General features: G+C 77.7%; 14 protein-coding genes. 8 read left to right on the forward strand and 6 right to left on the reverse strand.

The window, feature by feature from the left end; all coding sequences use genetic code 11:
• Positions 1-139 precede the first annotated feature (139 nt).
• On the reverse strand, positions 140-2524 hold the full coding sequence (locus ACRYMY_RS13140) for a hypothetical protein (protein ID WP_432547708.1): 2385 nt from the start codon (positions 2522-2524) through the stop codon (positions 140-142).
• Between the two features lie 104 nt (positions 2525-2628).
• Here ACRYMY_RS13140 and ACRYMY_RS13145 point away from each other — a divergent pair, with 104 nt between their 5' ends.
• The 4 genes from ACRYMY_RS13145 (at position 2629) to ACRYMY_RS13160 (ending at position 7189) form a co-directional block, all read left to right on the forward strand.
• On the forward strand, positions 2629-3897 hold the full coding sequence (locus ACRYMY_RS13145) for a glycosyltransferase 87 family protein (RefSeq protein WP_432547709.1): 1269 nt from the start codon (positions 2629-2631) through the stop codon (positions 3895-3897).
• Positions 3898-3993: 96 nt separating this feature from the next.
• Positions 3994-4323 (forward strand): WhiB family transcriptional regulator, encoded by a 330-nt coding sequence (locus ACRYMY_RS13150; protein WP_432547710.1) that lies wholly within the window; start codon positions 3994-3996, stop codon positions 4321-4323.
• Between the two features lie 111 nt (positions 4324-4434).
• Positions 4435-5391 carry a prephenate dehydratase gene (pheA, locus tag ACRYMY_RS13155; RefSeq protein WP_432547711.1) on the forward strand — a complete coding sequence of 319 codons (957 nt, stop codon included), beginning with the start codon at positions 4435-4437 and terminating at the stop codon, positions 5389-5391.
• A gap of 307 nt (positions 5392-5698) precedes the next feature.
• Positions 5699-7189, forward strand: coding sequence for a GGDEF domain-containing protein (locus tag ACRYMY_RS13160; protein WP_432547712.1), 1491 nt, complete (start codon positions 5699-5701; stop codon positions 7187-7189).
• 16 nt (positions 7190-7205) lie between these two features.
• Here ACRYMY_RS13160 and ACRYMY_RS13165 read toward each other — a convergent pair whose 3' ends face one another.
• Complete coding sequence (locus ACRYMY_RS13165; RefSeq protein WP_432547713.1) at positions 7206-8360, reverse strand: diacylglycerol/lipid kinase family protein; 1155 nt, start codon at positions 8358-8360, stop codon at positions 7206-7208.
• A gap of 69 nt (positions 8361-8429) precedes the next feature.
• Here ACRYMY_RS13165 and serS point away from each other — a divergent pair, with 69 nt between their 5' ends.
• The 3 genes from serS (at position 8430) to ACRYMY_RS13180 (ending at position 11590) form a co-directional block, all read left to right on the forward strand.
• Positions 8430-9725: a serine--tRNA ligase gene (serS, locus tag ACRYMY_RS13170; protein ID WP_432547714.1), complete on the forward strand. Its 1296-nt coding sequence runs from the start codon at positions 8430-8432 to the stop codon at positions 9723-9725.
• 9 nt (positions 9726-9734) lie between these two features.
• Positions 9735-10550, forward strand: coding sequence for an HAD family hydrolase (locus tag ACRYMY_RS13175; protein WP_432547715.1), 816 nt, complete (start codon positions 9735-9737; stop codon positions 10548-10550).
• A gap of 155 nt (positions 10551-10705) precedes the next feature.
• Positions 10706-11590 (forward strand): HAD family hydrolase, encoded by an 885-nt coding sequence (locus ACRYMY_RS13180; RefSeq protein WP_432547716.1) that lies wholly within the window; start codon positions 10706-10708, stop codon positions 11588-11590.
• Here ACRYMY_RS13180 and ACRYMY_RS13185 read toward each other — a convergent pair.
• Together ACRYMY_RS13185 and ACRYMY_RS13190 are read right to left on the reverse strand one after the other, a co-directional pair.
• Positions 11571-11819 (reverse strand): hypothetical protein, encoded by a 249-nt coding sequence (locus ACRYMY_RS13185; RefSeq protein WP_432547717.1) that lies wholly within the window; start codon positions 11817-11819, stop codon positions 11571-11573. The two genes, ACRYMY_RS13180 and ACRYMY_RS13185, sit on opposite strands and share 20 nt — an antisense overlap.
• Positions 11816-12805, reverse strand: a complete 990-nt coding sequence (locus tag ACRYMY_RS13190; RefSeq protein WP_432547718.1) for a chymotrypsin family serine protease — start codon at positions 12803-12805, stop codon at positions 11816-11818. Before ACRYMY_RS13190 ends, ACRYMY_RS13185 begins: the two co-directional genes overlap by 4 nt.
• 104 nt (positions 12806-12909) lie before the next feature.
• Between ACRYMY_RS13190 and ACRYMY_RS13195 the strand changes: the two genes are divergently transcribed.
• On the forward strand, positions 12910-13407 hold the full coding sequence (locus ACRYMY_RS13195) for a DUF1648 domain-containing protein (protein ID WP_432547719.1): 498 nt from the start codon (positions 12910-12912) through the stop codon (positions 13405-13407).
• Here the strand turns inward: ACRYMY_RS13195 and ACRYMY_RS13200 are convergent.
• Positions 13386-13823, reverse strand: coding sequence for a hypothetical protein (locus ACRYMY_RS13200; RefSeq protein WP_432547720.1), 438 nt, complete (start codon positions 13821-13823; stop codon positions 13386-13388). The two genes, ACRYMY_RS13195 and ACRYMY_RS13200, sit on opposite strands and share 22 nt — an antisense overlap.
• Before the next feature lie 16 nt (positions 13824-13839).
• Entirely contained in the window at positions 13840-14427 is a 588-nt protein-coding gene (locus tag ACRYMY_RS13205) for a bacterial proteasome activator family protein (RefSeq protein WP_432547721.1), read from the reverse strand.
• Between the last annotated feature and the right edge of the window lie 32 nt (positions 14428-14459).

The following is a 14459-nucleotide window of genomic DNA, read 5'->3' on the forward strand; positions in this document are numbered from 1 at the left end:
CGCCGGAGCGGCCCAGCCCCGCCCCCCGCCCGCCCCCCCCCCCCCCGCCCCCCCCCCCCCCCCCCCCCCGCCCCCCGCCCCCCCCCCCCCCCCCCCCCCCCCCCCGGGGAGGGGCAGGGCGGGAGGGTCGGGGGAGCGGTCAGGGGCGGGGGGCGGGGGACGCGCTGGCGGTGGCCGCCTCCGGCGCGCCGGGCGCCGGGCGCTCGGCCAGGGCCAGCACCTGCGTGCAGGCGGCGGTCAGCAGCGGCAGCGCCAGCATCAGGCCCACGGCCGGGATGGCCGTGCCGGAGTCGTTGACGGCGAAGCCGATGACCAGCAGCACGCCCAGGCAGACCATGCCGGGCTTGAGGACGGGGTGGCGGTCGTAGGCGCGCTGCAGCGCCGAGACGCCCACCGCGCCGGGCCGGGCCAGCACGAACGCCGTGAACGCCGCCGCGAACGGCAGCACCAGCGTCAGCCACGAGCCGACGAGGATGCGCCAGTTCTGCAGCGCCTTGCGCTCCACGACCTGCCAGGCGCCGCCGTCGAGGACGGTCTGCACGAAGCGGCCCAGGTGCGTCTGGTCGTCGACCGGGCGCAGCCAGTCCACCAGCGCGATGGAGGTGATGACCACGACCGTGCCGGCCAGCAGCAGCAGCACCCGCCGCCAGGTGATCCGCACCCCCGCCACGTACAGGGCCAGCAGGCCGAACGCGGGCACGGAGGCGGGCGGCCCGCCGAAGTCGGCGCCGGGCACCCCGTTGACCCACACGGCCGCCGCCCCGACCACGGCGACGACCACGACGGCCGCGCGCCGGCGCCCGCGGCGCACGAGCGCGTCGGCCACGGCGACCAGCGCCAGCAGGGTGCCCGTGGCGAACAGCGCGAACTGGGCGTTGCCCAGGCCGTAGAAGCGGCCCGCCACGACCGGCTGCAGGCCGTTGAGGCTGGAGGTGATGAGCCGCGAGCCCGTCAGCACGTCCACCGTCAGCACGCCCGCGGTGACGGCGCCGACGACGCCCAGCGGCCCCAGCGGGCTGCGCCGCCACGGCCCCAGCAGCGCCAGCGCCGTGATGAGCGCGACGTGCAGGGCGCAGGCGCCGGTCACGGCGAGCAGGTGCGAGCCCTCCGCCCGCCACCACGGCAGCGTGTTGGCCAGGAACGTCGAGGCGGGCACCGCGCCGTAGACGACGGCGAGCGCCCGCAGCCACGCCAGCACCCGCCGCCGCCCGCGCGGGCCGCCCCAGGAGCGGCGCAGCGCGAAGGTGGCCACCGCGTACAGGACGACCTGCGAGAGCACCCAGCCGGTGTAGAAGGGCTGCACGAGCGGCTGGACGGCCTGCGCCGCCAGGTCCAGGTCGCGCACCTTCTCCACCCGCTCGGCGGCGCTGGTGCCCGCCTCCGTGGAGCCGACGGGCGCGCCGACCAGGCCGGGGGTGCCGTGGTCGCCGCCCAGCGCGAGCGCCAGCAGCGTGGGCGTCAGGTCGGTGGTCTGCACGATGCCGGTCTGCCGGGTCGAGCGGGACTCCAGCAGCCCGTCGTAGAGGTCGCCGCCCACCGGCGCGGCCCCCACGGCGCCGGCGTACTGCAGGTGGGCGGTGCGCCCGGCGTCGGCCAGCGAGGCGACCAGCAGCGTGGACGCCCCGGTGGCCGGGTCGGCGCCGGCGGCGGTGAGGGCCTCGCGGACGGCGGCGACGCGGGCCTCGACGGCGGCGACCTGCTCGGCGCGGGAGGCGGCCGGAGGCTCCTCCTCGGCGGGCAGGTCGGCGGGGTCGCGCACGGCGCCGGCGTCGACGACGAGGAGGTCGGTGCCGCCGGCCACGGCCTCGCGGACCCGCTCGGCCAGCTCGGCGGGCTCCCAGCCGTCGGCGGTGGGCCCGGTGGGCCCGGCGTAGGCGGGCACGGACCCGTCGCGGCCGGCGAGGGCGATCGCCGCACCGGGGCCCAGCGCGAGCGTCGAGGCGCCGCCCCCGCGCAGGGCGTCGCCGAGCAGGCCGGGGGAGGCGCCGAACGTGCCGGCGGCCGCGATCGCGCGGTAGCGCTCGGCGTCGGGCTGCTGCGCGGGGGCCGGCGCGCCGTCAGCGGTGGCGTCGGCGGGGCCGTCCGCGGTCACGGGGTCGGGCACGGGATCGGACAGGGGCGCGCAGGCCGCGCGCACGTGCTCGGCCGACGTGCCGTCGAAGTCCGTGGCCCGCCGCCCCGCCGACAGCCCGAGCCAGCCGTCGCCGGGGCAGGCGGCGGTGAAGACGCTGCGCACGGCGACGGTGCCGACCGCGCCCTCGCCGGCCAGCCCGGCCAGCACCGGGGTGGCGTCGGCGGACACGTCCGACCAGCGCAGCCCGCCGGTGCCGACGAGGACGACCGGTCCCGCGGCGGCGGTGCCGTCCGGGCCGGGGGCCGCGGCGAGCGCGCGGGCGGGCAGCGCGAGGGCGGGCAGCGCGAGCACGAGGGCGGCGAGGACCGCCAGGACCGCGGGCAGCCACCGCCGGGCCGGGGGGCTCGCGGGACTGACCCGCGGGGCGGGGACGGGGGCGGGGCGCGGCACCCTCCCAGGCTAGGTGGGCGCGCGGGCCGTCCCGGGCGCTGCGCGGGGGGCTCGTGCGGGCGTGGTGGGCGGGTCCCGTGCGGACCTGCGGGAGGATCGCCCGCGTGGACACGGGCGGGCGGACGGCGGCGCGGGCGCGCCGGGGCTGGCAGCTGCTGGGGGTGCTGGTCCTCCTGGCGGCCGCGGCGCCGATCGTGCACCGGTACCTCGTGGGCTACCCGGAGGACCAGTGGCAGGTCGACCTGGAGGTGTACCGGGAGGCGGGCCGCAGCCTGCTGATCGGCCGGCCGCTGTACGAGTTCACCACCGAGGTCCCGCAGGTCCTGCCCTTCACGTACCCGACGTTCTCCGCGCTGCTGGCGACGCCGCTGGTGCTGGTGCCGTTCGCGGTGGCGGGCTGGCTGTGGACGGCGTTCCAGCTGGCGCTGCTGTGGGTGACGGTGGGCGTGGCGTTCCGGCCGCTGCTGGAGCGGGCCGGTGCGCGGGCCGGGCTGGCGCAGGGGCTCGTCGCGGCGGGCTGCGTGTGGATCTCCGCGGTGGGCGAGGGGATCCGCTTCGGGCAGGTCAACGCGCTGCTGGTGGCGCTGTGCCTGCTGGACGTCGTCCGCGGCCGCGACGGCGTGCGCCTGGGCCGCCGGCACCTGCGCTGGCCGCGCGGGACGCTCGTCGGGCTGGCTGTCGCGGTCAAGCTGACGCCGGGCGTCTTCCTCGTCCACTTCGCGCTGACCCGGCAGTGGCGCGAGCTGCGCAACGCGGTGGCGGCGGCGGTCGCGGTGACGCTGGGGACCTTCGCGGTGGCGCCGGAGGCGTCGTTCGAGTTCTGGACCTCGGCGCTGTTCGCCTCCGACCGGCTGGGCCCGAACGCCGGCTCCTCCAACCAGTCGCTGCGCGGCTTCGTGCTGCGCCTGTACCTGTCGGACGGGGCGACGCAGGCGCTGTGGCTGGCGCTGGTGGTCCTCGCCGCGGTCCTGGGCTTCGCGGTGGCGCGGGCGATGTTCCGGCGCGGCTCGCTCGTGGGGGAGGTGGCGGCGTGCGGGCTGGTGGCGGTCCTCGTCTCGCCGGTCTCGTGGCTGCACCACCTGCACTGGGGCGTCGTGGTGGTGGCGGCGCTGGTGGGCGACGGGCGGGCGCTGCGGCGGACGGTGGTGGCCGCGGTGGCGCTGTCGACGGCGTGGGTGGCCTGGCCGTGGATCGGGGCGAACCTGCTGGCGTCGGGGGACGTGCCGGTGGTGCTGGCCCGGGTCGTGCAGAACGGGGGACTGTGGTGGGCGTGCCTGTCGCTGTTCGCGCTGTGGCGCCTGGTGCCGGACGGCCGGGAGCGGGCGGTGCCGGAGCGTGACGAGCCCGCCCGCGTGATGACAACCCGTGACTAATCAGTCGCAGAGCGTTTAGGGTCCTGAACCCCGGGGAACTGCGTCACTCGTACCCGCGACGCGGGCCCGACCGACTCCACCGAGGGGGGACCGACGGTGACCGAGACCACGACGAGGACGGCGACGAGGACGGCCAGGGCGGCGTTGCGCCCCACCAGCGACGACTGGGACTGGCAGCTGCGCGGCTCCTGCCGCGAGGCCGACCCCGAGCTCTTCTTCCACCCCGAGCTCGAGCGCGGCGCCGCCCGCCAGCACCGCGACGCGGCCGCGCTGGCCATCTGCGCCGAGTGCCCCGTGCTGCGCCGCTGCCGCGAGCACGTGCTGCGCCACCGCGAGGCGTACGGCGTCTGGGGCGGGCTGACCGAGGACCAGCGCGAGGAGATGTGGAGCCGGCGCCCCGACCGCCGGCTGCGCCGCGCCGGCTGACCCGGGTGCGGTCCCGCCCCTGCTCCACCCCGCCGTGATCGTGGACGGGTGACGGTTCACCCCTCCACGACCACGGCGGGGGAGGAGCGGCCGGGGCTACTGTGGCCGACCGTGCCGACCGCGCCGACACCGAGCCCGCAGACCCGCTACGCCTACTTCGGCCCCGCGGGGACGTTCACCGAGGCGGCGCTGCGCCGGGTCGTCGGCGAGGCGCCCGCCGAGCCGCTGCCCAGCGTCGACGCCGTGCTGGAGGCCGTGCGCGCCGGGCGCGCCGACGTCGGCTGCGTGCCCATCGAGAACTCCGTCGAGGGCGGGGTGCCCGCCACCCTCGACGGCCTGGCCGTCGGCGCCCCCCTCGTCGTCGTCGCCGAGGTCGTCCTGCCCGTCTCCTTCGTGCTCGCCGCCCGCCCCGGCACCCGGCTGGCCGACGTGCGGCGCGTGTCCACGCACTCGCACGCCCACGCCCAGGTGCGCCGCTGGCTGGCGACCAGCCTGCCGGGGGCGCGGTACGTGCCCGCCACCTCGACCGCGGCCGCCGCGCAGGCGCTCGCGGAGGACGGGGCCGGTGAGCCCGGCGAGGCCGCCGTCTGCAACCTCGGCGCCGCCGAGCGCTTCGGCCTGGAGGTCCTGGCCTCCGGCATCGAGGACCGCCCGGGCGCCCAGACGCGCTTCGTGCTCGTCTCCCGGCCCGGCGCCACCCCGCCGCCCAGCGGGCGGGACAAGACGTCGATGGTCGTCTTCCTGCGCGAGGAGCGCCCCGGCGCGCTCGTGGAGGCGCTGGAGCAGTTCGTCACCCGCGGCATCAACCTGACCCGCATCGAGTCCCGGCCCGCGGGGGACGCGCTGGGCCGGTACTGCTTCTCCATCGACTGCGACGGGCACCTGGCCGACCCGCGGGTGGGCGAGACCCTCATGGGGCTGCACCGCGTGTGCGAGCAGGTGCGCTTCCTGGGCAGCTACCCGCGCGGCGACGGCGGCAGCGCCATCACCGGCTCCGGGCCGACGGACGCCGCGTTCGCCGACGCGCAGGCGTGGCTGGACCGGCTGCGCGCCGGCTCCGGCGCCTGACCGGACCGCCCCCGCCCGCCGCTCCACCACGGCGCCCCGCGCCGTCACCCGGTCGGCCAGCACGGGCGTGACCCGCACGGAGCATCCAGCGCCACCGCCGGTGACCCGACACCTGGGACGTGGACACCCGACCGCGCGCCGCGCCCTCCCCGTGCCCCCGCGGCGCGGGGTGCCCGGGGCTCTCGCGCTGCCGGGTGCGCGCCGGCGGGCTCCGCGAGGAGCGGCGCGTCCGTCACGGACGGTGCACCCTGGGTGCCGTGGGCACCGCCGGGTCCTCGCCGCGCCGCCCTCCCGCGGGTGGTGCGCCGTGAGCGCCACCGGCCTCGCGGGAGCGCTGCGCGCCGCCCGGGGAGGCGGGGTGCGCACCCGTCCCGAGCACGTCGTCCTGGCCGTCTACCTGCTGCTGGTCGCGCCCGTCTACCTGCTGCTGCCCGCCGACGGGCTCTGGCGCCGGTCCCTGTACTGGACGGTCCTCGTGGCCTCCGTCGCCGCGCTCGTCGTCGCGGTCAGCCGGTCGCCGTGGCGGCGGCGCTGGACCCTCGTCGTCCTCGCGCAGTTCGGGTTCATCGCCGGTGAGGCGGTCAGCGCCGTCGCGCAGCTGAGCCACGACCGGTTCGTCCCGCCGGTGCCCGGCGAGGTCGCCTTCGTCGTCGCCGACGTGCTCCTGCTGGCCGGCGTGCTGCGCCTGACCCGCCCCCCCTGGCGCGTCTCGCGCGGGGTGCTCGTGGACACCCTCGTCGTGGCCGTCAGCGTCGGCACCCTCCTCGTCCTGTTCAACCTGCTGCCCGCCGTGGAGGGGACCCGGGGGGCGGACCGGGTGACGGCGGCGTTCTTCCCCCTCTTCGACATCGCCGTCGTCGTCCTGCTGGCGCGCACCGCCGGCTGGAGCGGGCACCGCCCCCGCGCCTACTGGTTCCTGGCCGCGGCCCTGGCCGGCACCGTCGTGGCCGACCTGTCGTACGCGCTGTGGACGGCCGCGACAGGGTCCTACGTGCCGCCCGCGGCCGTGGAGCTGTGCTGGCTGTCCTTCTACGTGCTGTGCGCGGCGGCCGCCGTCAGCCGCAGCGCCGTCGCCCTGGGCTCCGCGCCCGCCGGCCGCGACACCGGGCAGCTGCGCCTGCCCGTGCTCGGGGTGGCCGCGGTCGCGCTGCCGCTGGCCTCCCTGGCCGACGAGCTGCTGGACCTCGGCGGGTACGACCACGGTCCGTGGCTGCAGGCCGGCACCGTCGTCGTCGTGCTGCTCGTCCTGGTGCGCCTGTCCGGCCTCCTGCGCGCCGTGCAGGCCCAGCGCAGCGAGGTGGAGCGACTGGCCGAGACCGACCCGCTCACCGGGCTGCCCAACCGCCGCGCCTGGGACGCGACCGTCGCGCGCGCCTTCGTCGCCGCCCGCGCCGCCGGCACCCCCATGACGGTCGCCATCGTCGACCTGGACCGCTTCAAGCAGTACAACGACGCCCACGGCCACGACGGCGGCGACGACCTGCTGCGCGAGGCCGCGCGCGCCTGGACCGGGTCGCTGCCCGGCGCGTTCCTGGCCCGCTGGGGCGGGGAGGAGTTCACGGTCCTGCTGGCGTGCGGGGCGCAGGAGGCGGTGCAGCGCCTGGCCGCCGTGCACCGGGGCGTGCCGGACGGGCAGACCTGCTCCATCGGGGTGGCCACCTGGGACGGGGCCGAGGTGCCGATGGCCGTCCTCGCCCGCGCCGACCAGGCCCTCTACCGGGCCAAGCGCACCGGCCGCGACCGCACCGTCGTGGCGCCCGACCGGGCGGAGGCGCTGCCCGCCGAGGTCGGCGGCTGAGCTCCGCCGCCCCGCGTCAGCGGCGGGCGGTGCGCGGCCACGGGTGCGCGCGCACCAGCAGCACCCCCGGGTCCACGGCGACCGACACGCGCCGGGCCGCGCCGATCGGGTCGCCGTCCAGCTCGACCTCCTGCGGGGCCTCCAGCCGCACCTCCACGGTGCGCCCGCGCAGGTGCTGCACGCGCCGCTGCCCGCGCCGGTCGCGGGTGAGGATCGCCCAGGCGACCTCGCCCCAGCCGATGCCGCCGCGGGGGGAGAGCACCACGGCGTCCAGGTAGCCGTCGTCGATCTCGGCGTCGGGCATGAGCACGAGGTTGCGCGTCAGCTTCCCGCAGTTGCCGACGATCACCCCGCGCGTGCGCACCTGGTGCCAGGGCCCGTCGTCGACCCGCACCCCCGCCCGCGCCTGCGGCCCCCACAGGGCCCGGGCGCCCGAGACGACGTACGCGCCGTAGCCCAGCCGCCGCTTCAGGCGGTCCTCCACGCCCGCCATGACGGCCGCGTCGAAGCCCAGGCCCGCCATGACGAGGAACAGGTGCCGCTCGGGCACCGGGTCGGCGCCCGTGCGGTCCACCTCCAGCCAGCCGACGTCCACCGGCTGGTCGGGGGCGGAGAAGACCACGTCGAGGGCGCGCGCCAGGTCGGTGTGCGGCAGGTCGAGGTTGCGGGCCAGGAGGTTGGCGGTGCCCGCCGGCAGCACCCCCATCGGCACGCCGGTGCCGGCCAGCGCCTCGGCCACCGAGCGCACGGTGCCGTCCCCGCCGCAGGCCACGACGACGTCCACGCCCGCGGCCAGCGCCTCGCGCGCCTGCTCGGCGCCGTGCTCGGTGGGCGTGGTCCGCAGCCACAGCGGCTCCTCCCAGCCGTGCTGGCGGAAGGCGGCGTCCACGTACGCCTGCCGGCGCAGCTGCGCGGCCGGGTCCAGGTCGCTGAACTTCGACAGGTTCACCACGACCGCGGCCCGCTGCCGGCGCACCGTCGCGGGGGTGGGCGGGACGTGGACGGGCACCTGCGGGCGCGGCGTCTCGAACAGGGCGCGGTACCGGCGAGCGGCGCGCCGCTCGCGCAGCCACAGGCCCGTCACCACGACCAGCGCCACCGCCAGCGCCACCGTCGCCGCCAGCGGGACGGCGACGAGGGCGTCGCTCGCCTGGAGATCACCGCCGGCCACCCCGGCACGCTACCGGCCCGCCCCGCCCGCCCCGGTGCGGCGGCCCGCGCCGGCGATAGGGTTCTGCGGGTGATCGACCTGCGACTGCTGAGGGACGACCCGGAGGCCGTCAGGGCCAGCCAGCGCGCGCGGGGCGAGGACGACGCGGTCGTCGACGCCGCGCTGACCGCGGACTCCCGGCGCCGCGGCGCGATCGCCGAGTTCGAGCGGCTGCGCGCCGAGCAGAAGTCCCGCGGCAAGGACGTCGCCCGCGCGCAGGGCGAGGAGAAGCGGGCGCTGCTGGCGGAGGTCAAGGGGCTCGCCGACCGCGTCAAGGCCGCCCAGGCCGAGGCGGACACGGCCGCGGCGGAGTTCGAGGCGCTGCTGGGCCGCATCCCCAACGTCGTCGAGGACGGCGTCCCGCCCGGCGGCGAGGCCGACTTCGTCGTCCTGGAGGAGGTCGGCGCCCCGCCGCAGCTGCCGGAGGGGCTGGCCGCCTGGCGCGACCACCTGGAGCTGGGCGAGGCGCTGGCCGCCATCGACACCGAGCGCGGCGCGAAGGTGTCCGGCTCGCGCTTCTACTTCCTCACGGGCGTGGGCGCGCGCCTGGAGCTGGGGCTGCTGAACCTGGCGGTCGCCAAGGCCCTGGAGGCCGGGTTCACCCCGGTGATCACCCCGACGCTCGTCAAGCCGCAGGTGATGGCCGGCACCGGGTTCCTCGGGGCGCACGCGGCGGAGGTGTACCGGCTGGAGGAGGACGACCTCTACCTGACGGGCACCTCGGAGGTGGCGCTGGCCGGGTTCCACGCCGACGAGATCCTCGACCTGTCCGGCGGCCCGCTGCGCTACGCCGGATGGTCGGCCTGCTACCGCCGCGAGGCGGGCTCCTACGGCAAGGACACCCGCGGGATCGTGCGCGTGCACCAGTTCCACAAGGTGGAGATGTTCTCCTTCTGCCGGCCCGAGGACGCCGCCGAGGAGCACCGGCGGCTGCTGGGCTGGGAGCGGGAGGTGCTCGACGCCGTCGAGGTGCCGTACCGCGTCATCGACGTCGCCGCGGGCGACCTGGGCTCCTCGGCCGCGCGCAAGTACGACTGCGAGGCGTGGATCCCGTCCCAGGGCGCCTACCGGGAGCTGACCTCGACGTCGAACTGCACGACGTTCCAGGCGCGCCGGCTGGGGATCCGCGAGCGCCAGGGCGCCGACGCCGGCGGCGGCACGCGCCCGGTGGCGACCCTCAACGGCACCCTGGCGACCACCCGCTGGCTGGTGGCGATCCTGGAGAACCACCAGCAGGCGGACGGCTCGGTGCGCGTGCCGGAGGCCCTGCGTCCGTTCGTGGGCCTGGACGTGCTCCAGCCGGTGCGTCCGCTGCCCGCGCCGTAGGGTCGTCGGGTGGACACGGGGACGGGTGCGGGCGGGGAGCTGCTGGTCTGCCTGGACGTCGACGGCACGATCGTCGACCACGACGAGGCGCTGTCGGACCGGGTGCGCGAGGCGGTGCAGCGCCTGGCCAAGAGCGGCGCGCACGTCGTGGTGGCCACGGGCCGCTCGCTGCACGGCGTGCTGCCGGTGGTGCAGCGCCTAGGGCTGGACTCCGGGTACCTGGTGTGCAGCAACGGCGCGGCCACCGTGGAGCTGGACACGGGTGTCGCCGAGGGCTACCGGGTGGTGTCGGTGCACACGTTCGACCCGTCGGCGGTCGCCGGGGCGCTGCGCGAGGACCTGCCCGCGGGCCTGTTCGCGGTGGAGGTCCTGGGCCGCGGGTTCAAGGTGACGGCGCCGTTCCCGGACGGGGAGCTGACCGGTGAGCTGGAGGTCGTGCCGTTCGAGGAGCTGTTCACCGAGCCGGTGCTGCGCGTCGTGGTCCGCAGCCCCGAGCACACGAGCGCGCAGTTCCTGCAGCTGGTCGACCGGGTCGGCCTGCACGGGGTGGCGTACTCGGTGGGCTGGACGGCGTGGCTGGACCTGGCCCCGGAGGGCGTGACGAAGGCGAGCGCGCTGGAGGACGTCCGCGAGCGCCTGCGGGTGCCGCGGTCGGCGACGGTGGCGGTCGGCGACGGGCGCAACGACGTGGAGATGCTGCGGTGGGCGGCGCGCGGGATCGCGATGGGCAACGCCCCCGAGGAGGTCAGGGCGGCCGCCGACGCCGTGACGGGCGACGTGCGCGACGACGGCCTGGCCGACGTCCTCGACGACCTCCTGCGCTGAGCCCCGCCCCTCCCTCCGTGATCTTGCAGGGTTTCCCAGCAAGATCACGGTGATCACGGATGGGTGAGAGCTCGACCACCCGTGATCACCGCGGGAGGGGGTGCGGGGGAGGCGGGCGGGGCGAGGGCCCGGCGGGCGTGGGGGAGGATGAGGCGGTGACGACGGAGCCCGCGACCGGTACCCGCCCCGACGCCCCCGCCGAGCGCGCCGACGCCGAGCGCGCCTTCGCCGCCGGCTGGGGCCTGGTGGCCACCGACCTGGACGGCACCGTGATCCCCCGCGAGCGGCCGCTGTCGCAGCGGACCCTGGCCGCGTTCGCGGCCTGCGCGCGCGCCGGCGTCCCCGTCGTCCCGGTGACGGGCCGCCCGCCGCGGTGGGTGACGCCGCTGGCCGCCGAGGCCGGGCTGGCCGGTCAGGTGGTGTGCGCCAACGGCGCCGTCGTCTACGACCTGGACACCGACCGGGTGGTGCGCGAGCACGTCATCGACCGCGACGTCGTCGAGGAGGTGACCGGGCGGCTGCGGGCCGCGCTGCCCGGGATCGGGTTCGCCCTGGAGGCCGTCGTCGGGTTCCGCCGCGAGGACTCCTACGCCACCCGCTTCGACACCGGCCTGGAGCAGCGGGTCGGGGCGATGGGCGACCTGCTGGCCGACGCCCCGCCGCTGGTGAAGGTCCTGGCCAAGTGCCCGGGCGTGCCCAGCGACGAGATGCTCGCCGTGGCCCGCCGCGAGGTGGGGGACCTCGTGAACGTCACCCACTCCAACGCGGTGGACTCCCTCATCGAGGTGATGGCCGCCGGCGTCAGCAAGGCGTCGACGCTGGCGGAGGTCGCCGCCGACCGCGGGGTGGGCGCCGGGGGCGTCGTCGCGTTCGGGGACATGCCCAACGACCTGGAGATGCTGCGCTGGGCGGGCCGCTCCTACGCGGTGGCCGACGCCCACCCCGACGCGCTCGCGGCGGCCGACGACGTCGCCGGCGCGTGCGAGGACGACGGTGTGGCGCAGGTGCTGGAGCGGCTGCTCAGGCTCCGCGGGGAGTGATCCGCCCGACGTGCACGACCTCGACGGGCACCCCGTCGACGGTCGGGGGCAGCTCGGGCAGCTCGTCGTCGGTGGCGACGTTGACCTTCACGGCCCAGGAGCTGGACACGCGCGTCAGGCCGATCCCGTTGACGCGCGCGTCCCCGGCGAGCATCGCCTGGACGTGCGCCTTCGCCGCGCGCGCGAGCGCGCGGTCGGGCACCCCGTCGGGCACGGCGCCAGCGGTCACACCAGCAGTGTCGCACCCAGCCGTTCCAGCGCCAGGCCGATCGGGTTGCAGAAGGTGAGGCCGGTGCCGTCCTCGCCGCCGCGCTCGCTGCCGGCGAAGAGCAGGCCGACGGCCTGCCGGGTGTCGGGCCGGTAGACGAGGGAGCCGGAGTCGCCGCCGGCGGAGAAGGGGCCGCCGCTGCCGGTGACCTCGACCTGCCCGTCGAAGGAGACGACGCCGACGGGGTACTCGACGGCCACGTCGTCCAGCTCGATGGCGCTGATGCGGCCGGTGGTCCAGCCGGTGGTGCGCCCGACCTTCTCGACGGGGACCTCGTCGTCGGGCTCGGTCCAGCCGACGAGCCTGCCCACGGGGTAGGTGGGGTCCCAGTCGCCGTCGCCGACGTCCTCGAGCAGGGCGACGGCCGCGTCGACGGCGTTGCCGCCGCCGGCCTCCAGCGGCACGGCGCGCGCGAGGCGGCCGACGCGGTCGCGGGCGCCGCCGCGGTCGGCGGGCCCGGGCTGCAGGACGGCGTCCTCGAGCCGGGCGCGGTCGGAGTCGGCGAGGACGTGGTTGTTCGACAGCGCGTAGACGCCGTCGGAGCCCTCCACGCGCACGAAGGCGCCCAGGGTGCCGGCGGTCACCCGGTCGTGGGCGATGGACAGGCCGGGGTGCAGGGGGCGCACGCGCCGCTGCAGCGAGCCGGGGGTCCAGGTGCGGTCGGCGGTGGGGGCGGTGAGGGCGACGATCCGGCCGACGTCGCGCACGTCCACCTCCTGCTCGGCGCCGGTGCCGCTGGTCAGGGTCCGGGTGCGGTCCAGGAGGGCCTCGCCGCGGGGGCCGGACCAGCGCACGGCCAGGCCGTAGCGGGGTCCGTCGGTGCCGCTGCCGAGGACGCTGATGCCCACGGAGGCGACGCCGGCGGGGGCGCCGGCCGCCTGAGCGGTGGTGGTCAGGGCCTCCGCGCGCAGCCGGGCCTTCAGCTCGCGGGCGTTGTCGATGTGCACGGCGGCGTCTCCTCACGGTGCTGCAGCTCGTGACGCCGGGTGGTGGCGCCGCGGCTCACTGTGGCACCCAGCTCCGACAGGGGCACCCGTGCGAAGCTCGGCGGGTGGGGCGGGAGCGGCTGTTCTGGGTGTCGGTGGTGCTGTTCGCGGGGGTGCTCGCCCTCAGCGCGGTGCTGCTGCCGGAGCGGGTGCCGCTGCACTTCGGCGCCGGCGGCGACGTGGACCGCTGGGGCACGCGGGCGCAGGCGCTGACCCTCGACGTCCTCGTGGGCGGGGGCACGGTGGCGCTGCTGGCCGTCCTGGTGCTGACCGCGCACCGGCTGCCGCTGGAGTGGGTGAACGTCCCGCACAAGGACGTGTGGAGCGCCCCGGAGCACGAGCCGGAGCTGCGCCGGCGGCTGCGGGAGGACCTGGCGGAGTTCGGCGCGGCGACGGTGCTGCTGCTGGCCGTCGTCGTGGTCCTGGCCCCGCTGCACGCGGCGCGCACGGGCACCGGGCAGCTGCCGTGGTGGGCGGTGGCGGCCTTCGCGCTCTACCTGGCGTACGCGGTGCTCTTCGGCGTGCGCAACGTCCGCACGCGCTACCGCCCGCCGTCCGGCTGACCGCCGGGCGGCAGGCCGGCCAGCTCCTCGGCGCGGACCACGGCCCGCTCGACGGCCTCCACGCTGCCCGCGCCCACCCGCAGCAGGGCGGCGGCCTCGGCGGCCTGCGCGCAGGCGGTCGCGGTGCGGGTCAGCCGCCGGTGGACCTCGGGGTGCTCGCCGTCGGGGCCCGCGGGCACGAGGAACTCCGTCGAGGGGGCCTCGGCCTGCGCCTGCACGGCGCGGGCCCGGGCCGCGCGCGCGACGAGGTCGACGCGCGGCAGGTACGCCTCCAGCGCGGTGCGCGCGGGGCCGGGCGGGCAACCGTCGGTGACCTGCTCGAAGCGGCGCACCGAGCGGTCGACGGTGTGCGCGGCGCGCGCCCAGACGCCCTCGCCGAGGGGATCGGGCGCGCGCCGCCAGAAGGCGAGCCTCACGGCCGGGCGGGCCGCCTCACAGGTACTGCCCGGTGGTGGGCGGCTGCACGGTCGGCATCCCGCCGCGGGGTCCCTGCGGCCCGCCGCCGGGTAGGGCGCGGCGCATCTCCTGCAGCTGCGCCTGCGCGGCCATCTGCTGGGCGACGAGGGCGGTCTGGATGCCGTGGAAGAGGCCCTCCAGCCAGCCGACGAGCTGGGCCTGGGCGATCCGCAGCTCGCTCTCCGAGGGCGCGGAGCCCTGCGCGAACGGCAGCGCGATGCGGCGCAGCTCCTCGACCAGCTCGGGGGCCAGGCCGTCCTCCAGCTCGGAGATGGAGCGGTCGTGGATGGACGCCAGGCGCGCGCGGCCGGCCTCGTCGAGGGGGGCGGAGCGCACCTCCTCCAGCAGCTGCTTGACCATGCTGCCGATCCGCATGACCTTGGCGGGCTGGGAGACCATGTCGGCCGGTCCCGGCGCGCCGTCCTCGGGCGGTTCGGCGATGCCCATCCCCTGGGGCGTGACGACGACGACCCGCGGGTCCGGGCCGTCCGCGGTCTCGCGGGGCGCGTCGGGCGGGGTGGGGTCCTCGGGGACGTTGGTGGGGTCGGACGTGGCGTCGGACATGGCTCCCATCCTGCCCGCCGTGCCCTCGGCCC

It is taken from the genome of Kineococcus haloalkalitolerans, assembly GCF_050871905.1.
Classification (GTDB): Bacteria; Actinomycetota; Actinomycetes; order Actinomycetales; family Kineococcaceae; genus Kineococcus.

Excerpts from the sequence above, each read along its gene's own strand:
- ACRYMY_RS13205 (WP_432547721.1), bottom strand. The coding sequence starts at position 14,427 with ATGTCCGACGCCACGTCCGACCCCACCAACGTCCCCGAGGACCCCACC.